This window comes from Armatimonadota bacterium (assembly GCA_031460175.1).
In the GTDB taxonomy this organism is placed as follows: domain Bacteria; phylum Sysuimicrobiota; class Sysuimicrobiia; order Sysuimicrobiales; family Sysuimicrobiaceae; genus Sysuimicrobium; species Sysuimicrobium tengchongense.
Genome location: JAVKGW010000001.1, coordinates 344,077 through 360,515 on the forward strand (window position 1 = coordinate 344,077; position 16,439 = coordinate 360,515).

Annotated in this window: 15 protein-coding genes; 9 read left to right on the plus strand and 6 right to left on the minus strand. The window is 67.0% G+C overall.

Annotated features, from left to right (window positions below; all coding sequences use genetic code 11):
- Nucleotides 1-5 precede the first annotated feature (5 nt).
- The 5 genes from QN206_01725 to QN206_01745 all read left to right on the plus strand — a co-directional run bounded on the left by QN206_01725 (nucleotide 6) and on the right by QN206_01745 (nucleotide 5,886).
- Nucleotides 6-980: a kelch repeat-containing protein gene (locus QN206_01725; protein MDR7613527.1), complete on the plus strand. Its 975-nt coding sequence runs from the start codon at nucleotides 6-8 to the stop codon at nucleotides 978-980.
- Between the two features lie 370 nt (nucleotides 981-1,350).
- Nucleotides 1,351-2,502, plus strand: coding sequence for an alanine--glyoxylate aminotransferase family protein (locus QN206_01730; protein MDR7613528.1), 1,152 nt, complete (start codon nucleotides 1,351-1,353; stop codon nucleotides 2,500-2,502).
- 2 nt (nucleotides 2,503-2,504) lie between these two features.
- On the plus strand, nucleotides 2,505-4,091 hold the full coding sequence (gene serA / locus QN206_01735) for a phosphoglycerate dehydrogenase (GenBank protein MDR7613529.1): 1,587 nt from the start codon (nucleotides 2,505-2,507) through the stop codon (nucleotides 4,089-4,091).
- Between the two features lie 9 nt (nucleotides 4,092-4,100).
- Complete coding sequence (gene serS, locus QN206_01740; GenBank protein ID MDR7613530.1) at nucleotides 4,101-5,369, plus strand: serine--tRNA ligase; 1,269 nt, start codon at nucleotides 4,101-4,103, stop codon at nucleotides 5,367-5,369.
- Nucleotides 5,370-5,376: 7 nt separating this feature from the next.
- A complete protein-coding gene (locus tag QN206_01745) occupies nucleotides 5,377-5,886 on the plus strand; it encodes a tetratricopeptide repeat protein (protein MDR7613531.1) in 510 nt (169 codons plus the stop codon).
- A gap of 51 nt (nucleotides 5,887-5,937) precedes the next feature.
- On the opposite strand, the gene QN206_01750 is transcribed toward QN206_01745, so the two are convergent.
- The 4 genes from QN206_01750 to QN206_01765 all read right to left on the minus strand — a co-directional run bounded on the left by QN206_01750 (nucleotide 5,938) and on the right by QN206_01765 (nucleotide 12,249).
- The gene (locus QN206_01750; protein ID MDR7613532.1) at nucleotides 5,938-7,896 is read right to left on the minus strand and encodes a TRAP transporter fused permease subunit; all 1,959 of its coding nucleotides are present in this window, start codon (nucleotides 7,894-7,896) and stop codon (nucleotides 5,938-5,940) included.
- Between the two features lie 56 nt (nucleotides 7,897-7,952).
- Nucleotides 7,953-8,810: an amidohydrolase family protein gene (locus QN206_01755; GenBank protein ID MDR7613533.1), complete on the minus strand. Its 858-nt coding sequence runs from the start codon at nucleotides 8,808-8,810 to the stop codon at nucleotides 7,953-7,955.
- Between the two features lie 1,033 nt (nucleotides 8,811-9,843).
- The gene (locus QN206_01760; GenBank protein MDR7613534.1) at nucleotides 9,844-10,884 is read right to left on the minus strand and encodes a TAXI family TRAP transporter solute-binding subunit; all 1,041 of its coding nucleotides are present in this window, start codon (nucleotides 10,882-10,884) and stop codon (nucleotides 9,844-9,846) included.
- Nucleotides 10,885-11,133: 249 nt separating this feature from the next.
- A complete protein-coding gene (locus QN206_01765) occupies nucleotides 11,134-12,249 on the minus strand; it encodes a site-2 protease family protein (protein ID MDR7613535.1) in 1,116 nt (371 codons plus the stop codon).
- 114 nt (nucleotides 12,250-12,363) lie between these two features.
- On the opposite strand from QN206_01765, the gene trxA reads away from it, so the two are divergent.
- A complete protein-coding gene (gene trxA / locus QN206_01770; GenBank protein MDR7613536.1) occupies nucleotides 12,364-12,702 on the plus strand; it encodes a thioredoxin in 339 nt (112 codons plus the stop codon).
- Nucleotides 12,703-12,706: 4 nt separating this feature from the next.
- Here the strand turns inward: trxA and QN206_01775 are convergent, their stop codons facing one another.
- Entirely contained in the window at nucleotides 12,707-13,015 is a 309-nt protein-coding gene (locus QN206_01775; GenBank protein MDR7613537.1) for a DUF4282 domain-containing protein, read from the minus strand.
- Nucleotides 13,016-13,044: 29 nt separating this feature from the next.
- Entirely contained in the window at nucleotides 13,045-13,968 is a 924-nt protein-coding gene (gene trxB, locus QN206_01780) for a thioredoxin-disulfide reductase (protein ID MDR7613538.1), read from the minus strand.
- 106 nt (nucleotides 13,969-14,074) lie between these two features.
- Here trxB and QN206_01785 point away from each other — a divergent pair, with 106 nt between their 5' ends.
- From QN206_01785 to flgG, 3 genes are all read left to right on the plus strand, one after another.
- A complete protein-coding gene (locus QN206_01785; GenBank protein MDR7613539.1) occupies nucleotides 14,075-14,866 on the plus strand; it encodes a J domain-containing protein in 792 nt (263 codons plus the stop codon).
- Between the two features lie 62 nt (nucleotides 14,867-14,928).
- Nucleotides 14,929-15,636, plus strand: a complete 708-nt coding sequence (locus QN206_01790) for a flagellar basal body rod C-terminal domain-containing protein (GenBank protein ID MDR7613540.1) — start codon at nucleotides 14,929-14,931, stop codon at nucleotides 15,634-15,636.
- A 14-nt stretch (nucleotides 15,637-15,650) separates the two neighbouring features.
- Nucleotides 15,651-16,439 carry a flagellar basal-body rod protein FlgG gene (gene flgG, locus QN206_01795; protein ID MDR7613541.1) on the plus strand — a complete coding sequence of 263 codons (789 nt, stop codon included), beginning with the start codon at nucleotides 15,651-15,653 and terminating at the stop codon, nucleotides 16,437-16,439.

The following is a 16,439-nucleotide window of genomic DNA, read 5'->3' on the forward strand; positions in this document are numbered from 1 at the left end:
GTAGGATGGAGCGACTGAGCCGTCGGATCTTCCTTGGGCGAGCCGTCGCGGGGCTTGCGGGCGCGTTCCTGGAGAGCCTGTGGCCGGGCGTGGTCCACTCAGCCCCTGCACGGGGGCGGTGGGCGTCGCGGGCGCCTCTCCCCTTTCCCCGGACCGAGGTCAGCGTGGCTGCCCTGGACGGAAAGGTGTACGTGATCGGCGGGTATGCGCTCGGCCGGGTGGACCAGCCCCTGAACCAGGTGTACGATCCGGGCACCGACACCTGGAGCGACCTCACCCCGATGCCCCGGGGCTTGAACCACGTCGCCGTGGTGGGTTTTCAGGGTCGGATCTATGCCTTTGGGGGCTTCGTGGAGCAGAACCGCAGCGCGGTAGAAGACGCCTACGTGTACGACCCGCGGGAAAACCGGTGGGAGCGCATCGCTCCCCTCCCCGGCAAGCGGGGGGCCGCTTCTGCGGCTGCCCTCGGCGGGGTGATCCACGTGGTGGGTGGAAGAGACGTGCAGAGCGTGGGCACCCACGAGGTGTACGATCCTCAGCGGGACCGTTGGGAGGTCCGGGCGCCGTTGCCGGATCCGCGAGACCACATGGGGCTTGTGGTGCTCAGAGGGCGGATCCACGCCATCGGTGGCCGGTTCAACACCTTCGCTCGGAATCTCGCCAGCCACCACGTGTACGATCCATCGCGCGACCGGTGGGAGCGCCTCGCACCTCTTCCCCACCCGCGTAGCGGGGTCGCGGCGGCGGTTTTGAGGGATCGCATCTACGTGTTCGGCGGCGAGGAGGTGGGTCGGGTGTTCGCGGACGCTGACGCCTACGATCCCGAGCAGGACCGGTGGGTTCCCGTGGCCCCCATGCCCACTCCCCGGCATGGCACAGGGGCCGCCGCGGTGGGGGAGTGGATCTACGTCCCCGGCGGTGGCCTCACCGTGGGCGGAAGCCGCCCCTCTGCGGTTCACGAGGCCTTCCGGCCGGATTGAGACCACAGGCGAGCATGTGCTCTTCCAGAACTGAGTAGGGGCCTCCGGGACCCGGTGGTGGGCTGCGGGGGAATTTGACGGCCGGGGCGGTTGGTCCTATCGTACTTTAGGGAAGCGGCGAGGACGGAGCCGGCCCCGCGCCCGCCACGGTCCAGCGAGCCGGGAAGGGTGGAATCCGGCCGGCGGGTGCGGTGCTTCTCCAGCTCCGGAGCCGCGGCCGAGACCGCCTTGTGGTCGAAGGCCGCCGGGAGCGCCCGATACCGCGGATCAAGGGCCGGCGCAGGCGCGCCGGAAGCAGAGTGGCACCGCGGGATGCTCCTCCCGTCTCTGGCAGGCGCGGAGGATTTTTCATTTTGGTAGGGAGGATGCCATGGAGGATCTGCTGCTGATTCCGGGACCCACCCCGGTTCCGCCGTCCGTGCGGGAGGCCTCCGCCCGCCCCATGGTGAACCACCGGAGCCCGGCCTTCGCCCGCATCCTGCAGGAGGTGCTGGAGGGGATGCGGTGGGTGTACCGTACGCGTGCCCCGGTGCTCCCGTACGCCTCCTCCGGGACCGGGGTTCTGGAGGCCGCGGTGGTGAACACCCTCTCCCCCGGGGACCCCGTGCTGGCCCTGGTGTGCGGGGCCTTCGGCGAACGGTTCGCGCGGATCGCGGAGATCTACGGAGCCCACGTCACCCGGGTCGAGGTGGAGTGGGGGAGCGCGGTTCCGCCGGAGATGGTGGCGGAGCAGCTGCGCCGCCGCCCGGATGTCCGGGCGGTGCTGGTGACCCACAACGAGACCTCCACGGGCATCGCCAACGACCTCGAGGCCATCGCGCGGGCGCGGGGTGACCACCCGGCGCTCCTGCTGGTAGACGCGGTCTCCTCCCTGGGCGCCATGCCTCTGGAGATGGACGCATGGGGTCTGGATGTGGTGGTGACCGCCTCTCAGAAGGCCCTGATGTGTCCCCCGGGGGTGGCCTTCGTGGCCGCGAATGGGCGGGCCTGGGAGGCCCACCGGACGGCCCGCATGCCCCGCTTCTACTGGGACTTCACCCTGCTCCGGGCTTCTCTCGAGCGGGAGATCCCGGAGACGCCCTTCACCCCCGCCATCTCCGTTTTCTACGCCCTTCAGGAGGGGCTGCGGTTGCTGCGGGAAGAAGGGTTGGAGGCCAGCTTCGCCCGCCACCGCCGGCTCGCCCGGGCGGTGCGGGCCGGGGTTGAGGCGCTGGGGCTTCGCCCCGTGGCGGATCCTGCCCACGCCAGCAGCGCGGTCACCGCGGTGTGGGTTCCGGAGGGCGTGAGCGCCCGGGCCCTGGTGGATGCCGTGTACGAGCGCCACCGCATCGTGCTCGCAGGAGGCCAAGGGAAACTCAGCGGCAGGATCTTCCGGATCGGGCACCTCGGCTACGTACGGCCGGAGGACGTCCTCCGTTGCATGGAAGCTCTGGAGGACGTGCTCGCCCTCCTCGGCGTGCCCCTTGAGCGGGGCTCGGGCGTGCAGGCCGCGGAGGAGGCCCTGCAGGAGGTGGCGGTCTAGCCGTGGAGGCGCGGCCAAAGATCCTGGTGGCGGACGGCCTCAGCGAGGCGGGGTTGCGCAGGCTGCGGGAGGCCGCGGAGGTCGAAGTGTACCGGGGCCTGGACGAGGCGGCCCTCAGGGATCGCATTCGGGGCGTGGACGCCCTCATCGTGCGCAGCGCCACCCGGGTCACCGCCTCCATCTTCCAGGCCGCGGACCGGTTGCGGGTGGTGGCGCGGGCCGGGGTCGGGACCGACAACGTGGACGTGGAGGCCGCCACCCGGGCGGGTGTTCTGGTGCTCAACACCCCGGAGGCCAGCGTGCGGGCCACCGCGGAGCATACCCTGGCCCTCCTCCTGGCCCTGTGCCGGAACATCCCCCAGGCCAACGCGGCGCTCCGGGAAGGGGAGTGGGCGCGGGAGCGGTTCGTGGGCACGGAGCTGTACGGGAAGACCCTGGGCATCGTGGGGCTTGGCCGGATCGGGAGCGAGGTGGCCAGGCGGGCGCAGGCCTTCGGCATGCGCGTCATCGCCCACGACCCCTATCTCAGCGACGAACGGGCAGCTCAGCTGGGCGTGACCCTGGTCCCGTTCGAGGTCCTGTTGCGGGAGGCCGACCTCATCACCCTGCACGTCCCCCTCAACCCGCAGACCCGCGGGATGCTGAACGCGGAGGCCCTTCGGAAGACAAAGCGGGGGGTGCGGATCGTGAACTGCGCCCGGGGCGGGCTCGTGGACGAGGAGGCCCTGCTGGGCGCCCTCGAGGAAGGGCACGTGGCGGGAGCGGCCCTGGACGTCTTCGAGACGGAGCCGCCTCGCGATCTGCGCCTGGTGCGCCACCCCCGGGTGGTGGCAACCCCCCACCTGGGAGCCTCCACCCGGGAAGCCCAGGAGGCCATCGGGTTGGAGGTGGCGGAGCAGGTGCTGGAGGCCCTGGCGGGTCGGCTGCCCCGGGGCGCGGTGAACGTGGCCGCGTACCGCACGGAATCCTGGGAGCGCGTCGCCCCGCACCTGGAGTTGGCTCGCATCCTCGGAGCCCTCAGCCGTCAACTCGCCCGGGGTCGGATCCGCTCCGTGGAGGTGCGACTGGAGGGGGAGCTGAGCCGCGTGGAGGGACAGCTCCTCAGCGCCTCCTTCCTGGTGGGGCTGCTGGAAGGGGTGGTGGAGCGTACCGTGAACCTGGTGAACGCCCACGTGGTGGCCACGGAGCGGGGGCTACGGGTGGTGGAGGTGCGGCAGGAACAGGCGGAGGACTTCAGCAGCCTCATGCTGGCCACCACGCACACGGACGAGGGCACCTGGGTGCTGGGCGGGACCCTGTTCGGCCGGCGGGAGCCCCGGATCGTGCGCATCAACGAGCACACCATCGATCTCGCGCCGGCCACCCACATGCTCTTCGTGTGGAACCTGGACCGGCCGGGCATGATCGGTAAGGTGGGCACCATCCTGGGCCGGCACGCGGTGAACATCGCGGGGATGTACCTGGGCCGGGCCGCGCCGGGCGGGGTGGCGGTGATGGTACTCACCACGGACCAGCCCACGCCCCCAGAGGCCGTAGAGGAGATCCGGCGGGTGGATGGGATCTACGGCGTCCAGCCCGTGCAGCTGTAGGGGAGCCCCATGATTGACCTCAGGAAGCTGCGGGAGGATCCGGAGTTCTTCCGCTGGGCGCTGCGGCACAAGAACCGTGACCCCGGCCTTGTGGATCGGGTGCTGGAGCTGGACCGCGCCTGGCGCGCCGCCCAGCATCGGGTAGACGAGCTGCGGGCCCAGCAGAACCGCCTGAGCGAGGAGGTTCCGCGTCTGGGGGAGGCGGAAAGGCAGCGCCGCATCCAGCAGCTGCGGGAGCTCGCGGCGTCCATCCGGGCGGCGGAGCAGGAGGCCAGGACGCGGCGGGAGGAGCTGGACCGGCTCCTCCTGCAGCTCCCCAATCCCCCTCACCCCTCGGTCCCCGCGGGCGCGGACGAGCGCGACAACGTGCCGGTCCGGTACTGGGGCGAGAAGCCCCAGTTCGATTTCCCGCCCAGGGACCACATCGAGCTCGGCCTCGCGCTTGGAATCCTGGACTTCGAGCGGGCCAGCGCCACGAGCGGCACCCGCTTCTACTTCCTCCGGGGCGACGGGGTACGGCTGCAGCTGGCCCTCACCCACTTCGCCATGGACTTCCTCGTCTCGGAGGGGTTCGTGCCCGTCTACCCGCCCACGCTGGTGCGCTCCAGAGTGGTGCTGGGCGCCATGGGGGGAGCGGAGCTCGACGAGCAGATGGTCTACCGGGTGGCCCAGGACGACCTGTGCCTCATCGGGACCTCGGAGCATCCCCTCGTGGCCATGCACATGGACGAGGTGCTGGATGCCGGGCGGCTTCCCCTGCGGTATGTCGGACTCTCCACCTGCTACCGCCGGGAGGCGGGCACCTACGGCCGGGAGAGCCGGGGGCTGTATCGGGTGCATCAGTTCGAGAAGGTGGAGATGGTCTCCTTCGCGCACCCCGACCGGTCCTGGGAGGAGCACGAGTACCTGGTGAGCCTGGAGGAGCGCTTGGTGCAGCGGCTCGGTCTGCATTACCGGGTGGTCCTCATCTGCGGCGGGGACCTGGGGGATCCCGCGGCGAAGAAGTACGACCTGGAGGTCTGGATGCCGGGCCGCGGGGACTACGGGGAGACCCACTCCTGCAGCAACTGCACGGACTTCCAGGCCCGCAGGCTCGGTATCCGGTTCCGGGAGGGAGGTCGCACGGACTACGTCCACACCTTAAACGGCACCGCCCTCGCCATGACCCGCACCCTCCTCGCTCTCCTGGAGAACTACCAGCAACCGGACGGGAGCGTGCGGATCCCACAGGCCCTGGTGCCCTACACCGGGTTTGAGGTCCTGCGCCCGGTGCGCTGAAGACCGTATGGGTGGGGAGGGAGGATTCGAGGAACTCCTGGCCCGCGGAGAGCGGCTCCTGGAGGCGGGAGCGCTCCGGGAGGCGGAGGCGGCCCTTCGGGAGGCGGTGGCGCAGGAGCCCCGCTCCGCCCGGGCGCACAGCAAGCTAGGAGCCGCGCTCGCGCAGCAGGGAAGGTACGAGGAGGCCGTGGCGGCCTTTCACCGCGCCGTGGAGCTGGATCCCCGCTACGCGCCCGCCTACACCAACCTGGGGGCCGTCTACCACGAGCAGGGGCGCCTGGAGGAGGCCCTCCAGGCCTACCGGAAGGCCCTGGAACTGGACCCCGAGTACTGGGTGACCCACCAGAACCTCGCGGCCCTCTATAAGCGACTCGGGGATTACGGGGCGTTTTTGCGGCACATGAAGCAGGCCACCCGCCTCATGGCCCGCACCCAGAGCCCCGAAGGCCGGGCGGGTTGCCTTCCCGTGGTCCTCCTGGTCGTACTGGCCTTTCTGGGCCGACGGGCCACGGGCTAGTCCACGCCCGACGCATTGTCCAGGAATACCTCCAGCGGCACGGTGGGATGGTTACCTGAATTCCTGTTGTTGCCCGGGAGGGAGTGTGGAGACCAGCTCGGGCGTAGGCTCAAAGCGGCGGCGCCAGCTGCGTAGTCCCAGCACCACCGCTCCTCCCAGCCCAACGCCCTCCACAACCCAGGAGAACATCCACCCTGCCCCCCCCTCCGGTGTGAGCACCGCCAAACCGGTGACGGCCACCAGTAAGCGCTCCACCGGCCCCAAGGGAGCGAACCAGTAGCCCACCAGGGCTACCGCCAGAAGGTAGGCACCCAGCGCGGCCGTGACGAACGCCGTCCCTACCCGCAAGGGATCCGCTTTCCCGATCAGGGCGGGGTCCAGGGCGAACAGGAAGGGCACTATGTACGATACCGCTGCAAGACGCATACCTGCCCACCCCGCCTGCCAGAAGTTGCAGCCTCCGATTGTGGCCGCGGTATACGTGGCCAGACACACGGGCGGAGTGATCATGGAGAGCATCCCGAAGTAAAAGACGAACAGGTGGGCAGCCAAAGGGGGCACTCCCAGCTGTACGAGGGCGGGCGCTACCAGGGTAGCCAAGAGCACGTACACCGCCACCGTAGGCATACCCATGCCCAGCAGCATGGCTGCTGCGGCGGTGAGCAGCAGGAGCAAAGGCAAGTTGCGGCCTGCTACCTCCGTAAGCAGTAAGGCCAGTCGGAAGCCTAGACCCGTGTACTGCAGCACCCCGATGACGATTCCCGCCACCGCGGTAACCGCCACCAAGCCCAGTAAGGAGCGCCCCGTCTGCTCGAGCACACCCAGGACGCTCCAGCCCCGCACTCTCAGGACTACGGCCACCAGGGCGGCCAGCGCCGCAGCCACCACACCCACATGCTCCGCCTGCCACTTCAGCCCGTACAGGCCGAACACCACCGCCCCCAATGCCACTCCGAAGACGCTGCCCTGTGGGAGGACCTCTCGCAGCCGCGGGAGCTGGTCAGGAGGAAGACCTCGTAACCCGCGCTTCGCGGCCTCCAGGTCTACCTGGAAAAACAGGCACACGTAGTACAGCAGTGCAGGCAGAAGGGCCGCGGCCGCCACCTCCGCGTACCGGATGCCCAGGAACTCCGCCATGAGGAAGGCCGCAGCCCCCATCACCGGCGGCATGATCTGTCCGCCCGTGGAAGCTACCGCCTCCACCGCGGCGGCCACGGGAGGGGGATAGCCTGCCCGCTTCATTAGGGGGATGGTGATGGGGCCGTCCACGGCTACGTTGGCCACCGCACTTCCCGAGATGTTGCCGAACAAGGACGACGCCACCACAGCCATCTTCGCGGGTCCACCCCGGAAACGTCCCACCGTCGCCAGAGCGAAGTCTCCCAGGAAAGCCGCACCGCCCGTAGCCGCCAGGACCTGTCCCATGAGGACGAAGCTCAGCACCACCGTGGATGCCACTCCGAGCGGAGTGCCGAGGACTCCGTTGAGGTCCAGGTAGAGGTAGGTAAACAAACGCTCCCACCGGGCGGGCGTGCCCGCCAGAGGCTCCGGGAACAGGTCTGCAAACCGGCCGTACAATACGAACGCGAGCCCCAAGAGGGCCACCGATGGGCCCGCTAGACGGCGGGTGGCCTCCAGGAAGAGGAGCACCGCCACCCCGCCCAGTGCCCATCTTTCTGGGCTGAGCACCGCTAGGCGGTCTGCGATGAGGGGAAAGTAAACGGCCACGTAACCGCCTACGGCAAGGCCAGCAGCGAAGAGAAGCCAGTCGTACCAGGGAATACGTCCGGCCTGGGAGGGGGAAGCCGGGACTCCCAGAAAGGTAGCACCCAGACTGAGAGCCAGCACAAGGCCCATGTACTGCTCGCGGAACACGGCCACCTTAAAGTAGGAGGGAACCTGAAAGATGAACAGTACACCTGCTACCGGGATGGCCACCAGGATCGCCCGTTGGACCCGACGGCTGACCCCTTGAAGTCGACGGACCGGTCCGAGTTCTCCTTCACCCATTTGGTCTCTACCTGTGCGCAGACGTGTTCCTAGCGGGCTGCCCCTTGGAGGTTTTGTTATTCAGTAAGCCGGAAAACCCGCAAGGCGTTCTCTCCAAGAATTGCCCGTTTCTCTTCCTCCGTGAAGCACCGAAGGTCCCAAATCCGCCAGGGAGGGTCAAAATCCCAGTGCGGGTAATCAGAGGAGTATAGAAGCCGGCTGGGGCCTCCAATCCGATCAACTACCCATCGCAGGGCTGCCTCGTCTTCGAACATCTCTAAAGGCTGCGTGCTGTAGTAAAATTCTGCCATATACTGACTAGGCAGCTTCCTGAGCAGGGGAGCCTCGGAGACCCGCATGAGATACTCGCTGTCCAGCCGGTACCGGAGAAAAACGAGGTATGTAAGACCGCATTCCAAAAAGATCCAACGGAGACCGGGGAAGCGCTCGGGGAGGCCATTGACGAGTATGTTCGTCATATGAATCATGTTGTAAAAGGGGAATCCGAGCGCATGCACCCCAAGAAAACGGTTAAGTTGCTCAAAAGCCCGTTCCTGCCAGTACGCCACCGGATGGAGAGCAACGGGAAGCCCTCGCTCCTCGATGGCCCGCAGCACCTTTAGGAAATGTCGCTGCATAAGGGGTGTGTAGCGCACCCCGGTAATCATGACGCCTACAATTCCCTTTCGCCCGGCAAATTCTTCGACAATTTGAAGACTTTCTTCCGGGTCTCCTACAGGAAGGTAGAGCATACTGCGGATTCCGTATCGGTAACCATCGGGAAGAATTCGCTCTGTCATCCAACGTGCATACGCACGGGCTACCGCGACCTCTACCTCTGTGGAGGGATGGACACCTAGGGTAAGCATCGCTGTCGGGAACAAAATGCAGTAGTGGATCCCCAGCTTCCGGTTGGCCCACACCACCTTCCGCACAAGGGGTGTCTCTGCATCAACGCCGGGCTCTGTCGGAACATCCCGCTTGATCCGGCCCCCTAACCGTCGTACGCCCACTTGCCCCGGCAGCACCTGATCCAGACTCCCTGGCTCTTGAATGACCCTACGCAGAAGTGGCCTATCCACGTATGAGGCAATTTCCTGCCAGGACTCCTGCTCGAAATGATGCGCATCTACATCCACAACGGTGAGCCGGTGCAACTGGCGGGCTTGAACCTCGCGTTCCGCGTTGTCAAGCAGGGAAGCCTCTGAGACTCGTGGTGCGGTTCGAATTTTACCCATATCCTCATGCACCTCAATACACACCATACTGGCGGAATAGACCAAGTTCAAAAATATCTATATCTGCATATTTAAGCAATTCGTTGGCAACGATAAGACAATCGGTGGCGGTGAAGGAGGCGGTAAGTGGCAGGGGCGGGGGAACCTCATGGTCTTCAGCCCTATGCGCTACGGCAGAAAGGTACAGACGCATGGCATAGGCAAAAATTTGTTGAGCAAATTCTACCTCCCACGAGTCAAAAACCTCCTTGGATTCCCATGCGCGACAGAGCTCCTGAAGCTGTGCGAGAAGGCGGGGGAGGTGCTCCTCTTTCATTGCCGTTATTCCGGGGTTACACGGATATACACAACGCCATTCTCTACCCAGCATGGGTACTGGCGCAAGCGAAGGCGAGGATCTGCGATGCACTTTCCAGACGAAAGATCGAACTCAAGGCCATGCCAGGGACAAGCCAGGTGCCAGCGGCCTGGCACAACGCGCTGCTCTATGACGAGGCCTTCTGGATCCACCACTTCCTCTACCCATTCCACAACTTCTCCCTGGCATACCGGGCCGCCCATGTGAGGACAGACGTTCTCATAAGCCCGTACGGACTCGCCTATTCGGTATACCCCGATCCGCTGGCCGCCAATTTGGACCAGGAGGGCTCTTTGTAGAGGAAGGTCTTCCAGAGGACCCACGATGTAGTCCTCTTGGTGGCTCACGACCTCTTCCCTCCCGGCTCCTGGTTTATCGGGCAACTTCTTGGAGCAGGCGGGCCTGCGCCTGCTCCATCTGTGGGGTCCATGCCCCCTTTTCCCGGTACAGGCGGATGGCGCCTGGATGATAGGGGATTGTGACCCCGGGATCCACGTAGCGCCGCGTGGCCCACTCCTCGAAGGAGGAGTGCAAGGGCCACAGCCTGCGGTTCTGCTCCCACAGGGTTCTGGTTACTCGGTACGCCACTTCTTCCGGTAGATCCTTGTGGGTGACGAGATAGATATCCTTAGCGACCACCCAGGTGTCCTGAGTGATTTCGGGAGAGCGGCCGGCCCTGAGCAGGGCAAGGTAGTACCCTGAAATCCGCTCCTGAAGGCGCCTGCGGGCTGGTTCGTCGGAACAGGCGGAGAGGCCGCGAAGGCCGATGGCAGCGTGAATCTCCAAGGAGCGAGCGCTCCCAAGTGCGTAGGGAGCGGCCTCTGCTCTTCCCTGCAGCAGGGCATCCAATCCTTCATTGGAGGTAGAAACAGGAACGACTTGAACGTCCTCCCAGCTTAGACCGCAGGTGGTCAAAAGGGCATACTGATCCAGCCAGACGGCGAAGTGTGCAGAGTAAACGCCTGTTACACGTCTCCCACGAAGATCTGCAATGGTCCTGAAGGGGCTATCTCGGCGAACGCCCTCCACGACGTAAATCGGTCCACCCCGCACCACCAGTCGCAGGTGCGGAGAACTCTGATAGGGGTTCCTTCCGCCGATCTTGAGGCGGTCTGGACCCCGGTAGGCCATGGCTAAATCCACAGCGTTGACCACACCCAGCTGGAGCTCCCCGGAATTTAGAAGAGGAAGGAAGGTGCTGCTTCCACTATAGGGCTGCACCACCGCCCGAACCCCCGCATAGTCAGAGAGCACCCGGGCGATCCCACTCCCGATGGCGTAGAAGAGGGTACCTGGTGGATTGGTTCCGATGGTGAGAGTCACTGGACTTCTTGGCGCTCCGAGAGCTAAGGGAGTTTCGGGAAGCGTCAGGGATACAACGAACATTATAAATATGCCCACACCCCGAACCATTGCGGACTCCCCCTTTTTCTGTCTTCTTGACAAATGTATATACAATCACACAGGTTCCGTCAAGTCAAGAGGGAGCAGAGGAAGTGGACTTGTCCCGGTTTCGTGGACGGCCTCGGAGAGGAGTCCACGATGCCGAGAAGCAGGCCCCCTTGCCCTGGGGAGGAGGCGGTCCGGCTGGTCCGGAGATGGGAAGGATGCCCTAAAAGCGTAGGAGCAAACGGAAGTGCTGGAAATTGGACTCCGCCGTGCTTACTCTCCGCCCAACTCCGTGCGCACCCGGATCAGGTGCATGAGGTCGCTGCGGGTCACCAGTCCCACCAGCTCCCCGCCCTCGTCCAGCACCAGGAGGCGTCCCACCCCGTCCTGCAGCATGCGGGCCAGGGCCTCGTAGGCGCTGAGATCCGGTCGCACCGCCTTCGCCTGCGCGATGGGCGTCATGACCTCCCGCACCCGGGCGGTGCGCCACCGCTCCCGGGGCACCCGTCGGAGATCGTGGAGGGTGAGGATGCCCACGAGCCGGTCTCCGTACACCACCGGGTATCCGCCGTGCTTGTGGGGGAGAAAGTAGTCGTGTACCGCCTCCTCCAGGGTGAGCTCCGCGGGCATCACCCGCACCTCCCGGGTCATGATGTCCGCCACCCGGATCCCGCCCAGGATCCTCCGCAGGACCGCCTGCTGGTAGGAGGCGGAGGCCGCCTGCTCCAGGAACCACCCGATGAGGATGAGCCACAGCCCGTTGAGCACGCGGCCCGTGAACACGCCCACCACGCCGAGGAGGATGAAGGCACCCGCGGTGACCTGCCCCAGAAGGGTGACGATCCTCGTGGCCCGTTCGTATCCGTAGAAGGCCCACAGGACCGCCCGCAGCACCCGCCCCCCGTCCAGGGGAAAGGCGGGGAGCATGTTGAAGGCCGCAAGCAGGAGGTTGGCCCACGCCAGGTACCCCATGAGGGCGGTGGCGGGCACGGGCTCCCCGCGGGGGGTGAGCGCCCAGAAGATCCCAGCGAGGCCGAGGGAGGTGACGGGTCCCGCGATGGCCACCGAGAACTCGTGCGTGGGCCGCTCCGGTTCCCGGGCGATGTGGGCCACTCCTCCGAAGAGGAAGAGGGTGATGCTGCGGGTGGGGATCTGATAGAGACGGGCCACGAGGGCATGTCCCAGTTCGTGCACCAGCACGGAGGTGAAGAGCAGCACCGCACCCACCACCCCCATGGTCCAGTACGTCTCGGGCGGTTGCCCCGGGATCTGCTCCGGGAACACCCCGCGGGCCAGGGAGAAGGAGAGGGCCCAGAGGGCCACGAACCAGGTGTAATGCACCTGAACGGTGATCCCCAGGATCTTCCCGAGCCGAATGGATCCGCCCACCCGGGCCTCCGGCCCTATGGTACGATAGAAAGCCGACGCGGGTCCGTCCCGGGGGAATTCTCCCGGGGCATTCCGCGTTCTCTGCCGTAGAACCACGCACAGGAGGGTACGCGCATGGCCGCAAAGCCGGTGGAGGTCACGGAGGCGACCTTCGAGCAGGAAGTGCTGCAGTCCGAGATCCCCGTGGTGGTGGACTTCTGGGCGGTGTGGTGCGGGCCCTGCCGCATGATCGCGCCCATCGTGGAGGAACTCGCGGCGGAGTACGAGGGCCGCATCAAGTTCGTGAAGGTGGATGTGGACCGCAACCCGAATCTGGCCGTCCGGTACAACGTGATGTCCATCCCCACCCTGGGTGTCTTCCGGGGCGGGGAGATGGTCGGCCGGCTCATCGGCTACATGCCCAAGGCGGAGCTCCGCCGGCGCATCGAGGCCGCGGTGGGGGCCGCGGTGTAGGCCCCTACTGGCCCGCGCGGCCGCGGGCGGCCAGCTCCTGGACGTGCTCGTGGATCCGGAAGATCACCACGAGCACCTCCAGGAGGACGCGGGTATAGGTCACCGCCACGAGAAACCCGAGAAGGGCGAGCACGAGGCTCAACAACCCGGCGCCGCCGCCCCGGGCCAGGCCTGCCAGAAGGAAGAGCAGGCTCCAGATGCCCGTGAGGACCACGGTGAGGATGTAGAGGACCCGGACGAGCCGGGTGGTGACGAGGGAGGTGAACGAGAAATCGAAGAGGGCCTCGAAGAACCCCCGGGGTTCCGTGTGCATTGCTCTGCCTCCTCGGCTGAGGTCTGGGCTTACGTCGCCTGAGCGCTGAGCCAACGCTCCGCCTCGATGGCCGCCTGGCATCCGTAACCCGCGGCCGTCACCGCCTGCCGGTAGGTCCGGTCGTGCACGTCCCCCGCGGCGAACACCCCCTCCACGCTGGTCATCATGCCCTGCTTGAGCACGATGTAGCCCGCCTCATCCAGCTCCAGCTGGTCCCGGAACAGCTCCGTGTTCGGGATGTGGCCGATGGCCACGAAGACCCCCTCCACCTCCACCACCCGTGTCTCGCCCGTCTGCACGTGGCGCAGACGAACGCCGGTCACGCGGCCGTCCTTCCCCAGGATCTCCTCCACCACGTGGTTCCAGACGAAGGAGATCTTCGGGTTGCGGAAGGCCCGGTCCTGCAGGATCTTGCTGGCCCGGAGCTCCGCCCGGCGGTGCACCACGGTGACGGAGCTTGCCAGGTTCGCTAGGTACAGGGCCTCCTCCATGGCCGTGTCCCCACCGCCCACCACCAGCACGGGCTTGCCGCGGAAGAAGTAGCCGTCGCAGGTGGCACAGGTGGAAACTCCGTAGCCCAGGTACTCCTGCTCGGAAGGCAATCCCAACATCCGGGGCCGGGCGCCCGTGGCCACGATGACCGCCCGGGCCTCGTACGTCTCCCCGTTCCCCACGGTGACGCGGAAGGGTCGCCGGGAGAAGTCCACGGCCACCGCGTCGTCCGGGACGAACTCCGCACCCACCCGCTCCGCCTGCTGGCGCATCCGCTGCATGAGCTCCGGCCCCAGGATGGGATCCGCGAAGCCCGGGAAGTTCTCCACCTCCGTGGTGAGCATGAGTTGTCCCCCCGGGGCGCTCCCCTCGATCACGAGCGGCTTGAGGTTCGCGCGGGCCGTGTAGATGGCTGCGGTGAGCCCCGCAGGCCCGCTCCCCAGGATGATTACGTTCCGCATGGGGTCCTCCTCGTCGCGGTTTGTTCACCCGCCGGAAACGCCGGGCCGGACCCGGCGATTCCCACTGGCAGGAATTTTGCTTTCCCCGACGGATTCCTGGCAAGGGATGGCAGAGGAGTTCCGGAAGGACGTGGACTACTACGAGGTGCTGCAGGTGCACCCGCGGGCCCACCCGCTGGTGATCCAGAAGGTGTACCACGTGCTCATGCGGGACCTGCGGCACCATCCGGACCTGGGCGGGGACGTGCGGACGGCCCAGCTCATCAACGAAGCCTACCGGGTGCTCTCGGACCCCGTCCGACGGGCGGCCTACGACCGGTTCCGGGCGGAGGCGGGGATCCGCACGGAGCTGCCGGGTCAAGGTCAGACGGTCACGACCACCGTGGAGACCCCCGCGGTTCACGCGGAGCTGCTCGCGGAGCTCACGGATGCCCTCCGAACCCTGAGCGCCTGGCCGCCGCGGAAAACCCCTCCCCCCTTCTGCCGGACCCAGGTGGGGGTGGTGGAGGTGGGCCCCCTCATCCAGGGCTACCGGTTCCGGTTCACAGGCGCCGTGCGCACGGAGGATCGGGTCTGGGAAGGACTGGAGCTCCGCACCTACAGCCAGCCGGACCGCGGGCTGTGGCTCCTGCTGGTCTGTTCGGGGGGCGTGGTGGGAGGCGGGATGCTCTCCGGCCCCCGGCAGGCCGTCTCGGAGGAGGGCCTGCTCACCACCCTCCTCAACGAGGTCACGGGGGGATCCGTGGACCCCAAGGAGGTGTCCCGGCTTCTCCAGGCGGTGGAGTACCTGGATCAGGGGGAACGCCGCCGCCGGACCCGGGCCTTCGGGTTGTGGCTGATATCGGTCACCCGGACCCCGGACCACACCACCCTCACCCTCGTGCCCTATCCCCTCTAGCGCGGTTGCGGCACCGAAGTTGCAAGCCCTTAGGCCGGAGCCAACCGGCCCGGGAGGTGTGCATGCTGCGCGTGTTGCAATCCGCGGCCGCTGCCATGACCGCGGAGCAGGTGCGGACGGACCTGATCGCTCACAACCTCGCCAACGCGCAAACCTCTGGCTTCCACCGGCTGGTGGTGGCTGTGCGGCCCGGACAGGAGGCGGTCCTCCACCGCCGGGACACGGGCATCGGGCTCGGTTCCCTCGCCGGAGCGCCGCCAGCGCCGCAGGCCGCGGTGGATCCGCGGCCCGGAGTGCTGGTGCCCACGGGGGATCCCCGGGACCTCGCGGTGGAGGGAGACGGGTTCGTGGTGCTCGAAGGCGGCCGACTGGCGAGCAGTGGCCGGCTCGGGGTGGACACGGAGGGCTACCTCACCCTTCGGGGGATCCGGGTGGAGGGGCGGGAAGGGCCCATCCGGGTGGGAAGCGCGGCCTTTACGGTGCGGTCCGACGGAGCCGTGGCGGTGGAGGGCCGGGTGGTGGGCCGGTTGCGGGTGGTCCGCACCGCCTCCCTCTCCCCGGCCGGATCCTCGCTGTACCAGGCGCCGCCCGCATCCCTGCAGGAGGTCTCGAGCGCGGTGCGCACGGCCTTCCAGGAGCAGCCCGCGATGAATCCTGTCCAGGAGCTCGTGCAGCTCCTCGCGGGCCTGCGGGCGTACGAGGCCGCGGCGAAGTGCGTGCAGGTGGCGGACGAGACCATGGGCCGGTTATCGGAAGTCCTGCGCCTATAGGGAGGTGATGTCACATGATCCGCGCGCTGTGGACCTCCGCGACGGGGATGATGGCCAAGCAGGCGGAGATCGACGTGATCGCCCACAACCTCGCCAACGTGAGCACTCCGGGCTTCAAGAAGGCCCGGGCGGAGTTCCAGGACCTCATGTCCCTGGGCTTCCGGGCCGCGGGAGCCCCCGCGGATAACGCCGCGGTGGTGCCCACCGCGGCCCAGGTGGGGCTCGGAACCCGCGTTTCCGCGGTGCAGCGGCTGTTCGCCCAGGGTGACTTCCAGTACACGGGAAACCCCCTCGACCTCGCCATCGAGGGCGATGGGTTCTTCCAGGTTCGGCTCCCCGATGGCACCCTCGCCTACACCCGGGATGGCACGTTCAAGCTGGACGCGGAGGGGAGGCTCGTCACCAGCGACGGCCTGCTCCTCGAGCCCAACCTCACCATCCCCCCGGGCGCCTCCAAGATCACCATCAGCGCAAACGGCATCGTCTCCGCGGTGCTGCCCGGTGAATCCGCACCCACGGAGATCGGCCGGATCGAGATGGCGCGGTTTGCAAATCCCGCGGGGCTTGAGGCCATCGGCCGCAACCTCTTCGTCCCCACGCCCGCGAGCGGGGATCCCATTACGGGCCAGCCCGGCGCGGAGGGGATGGGGACCCTGGCCCAGGGGTTTCTGGAGTCCAGCAACGTGCAGGTGGTGGAGGAGATGGTGCGGATGATCGCGGCCCAGCGGGCGTATGAGGCCATCAGCAAGGTCGTGAGCACCGCGGACGAGATGATGGCCCAAGCCAACAACATGCGGAGGTAG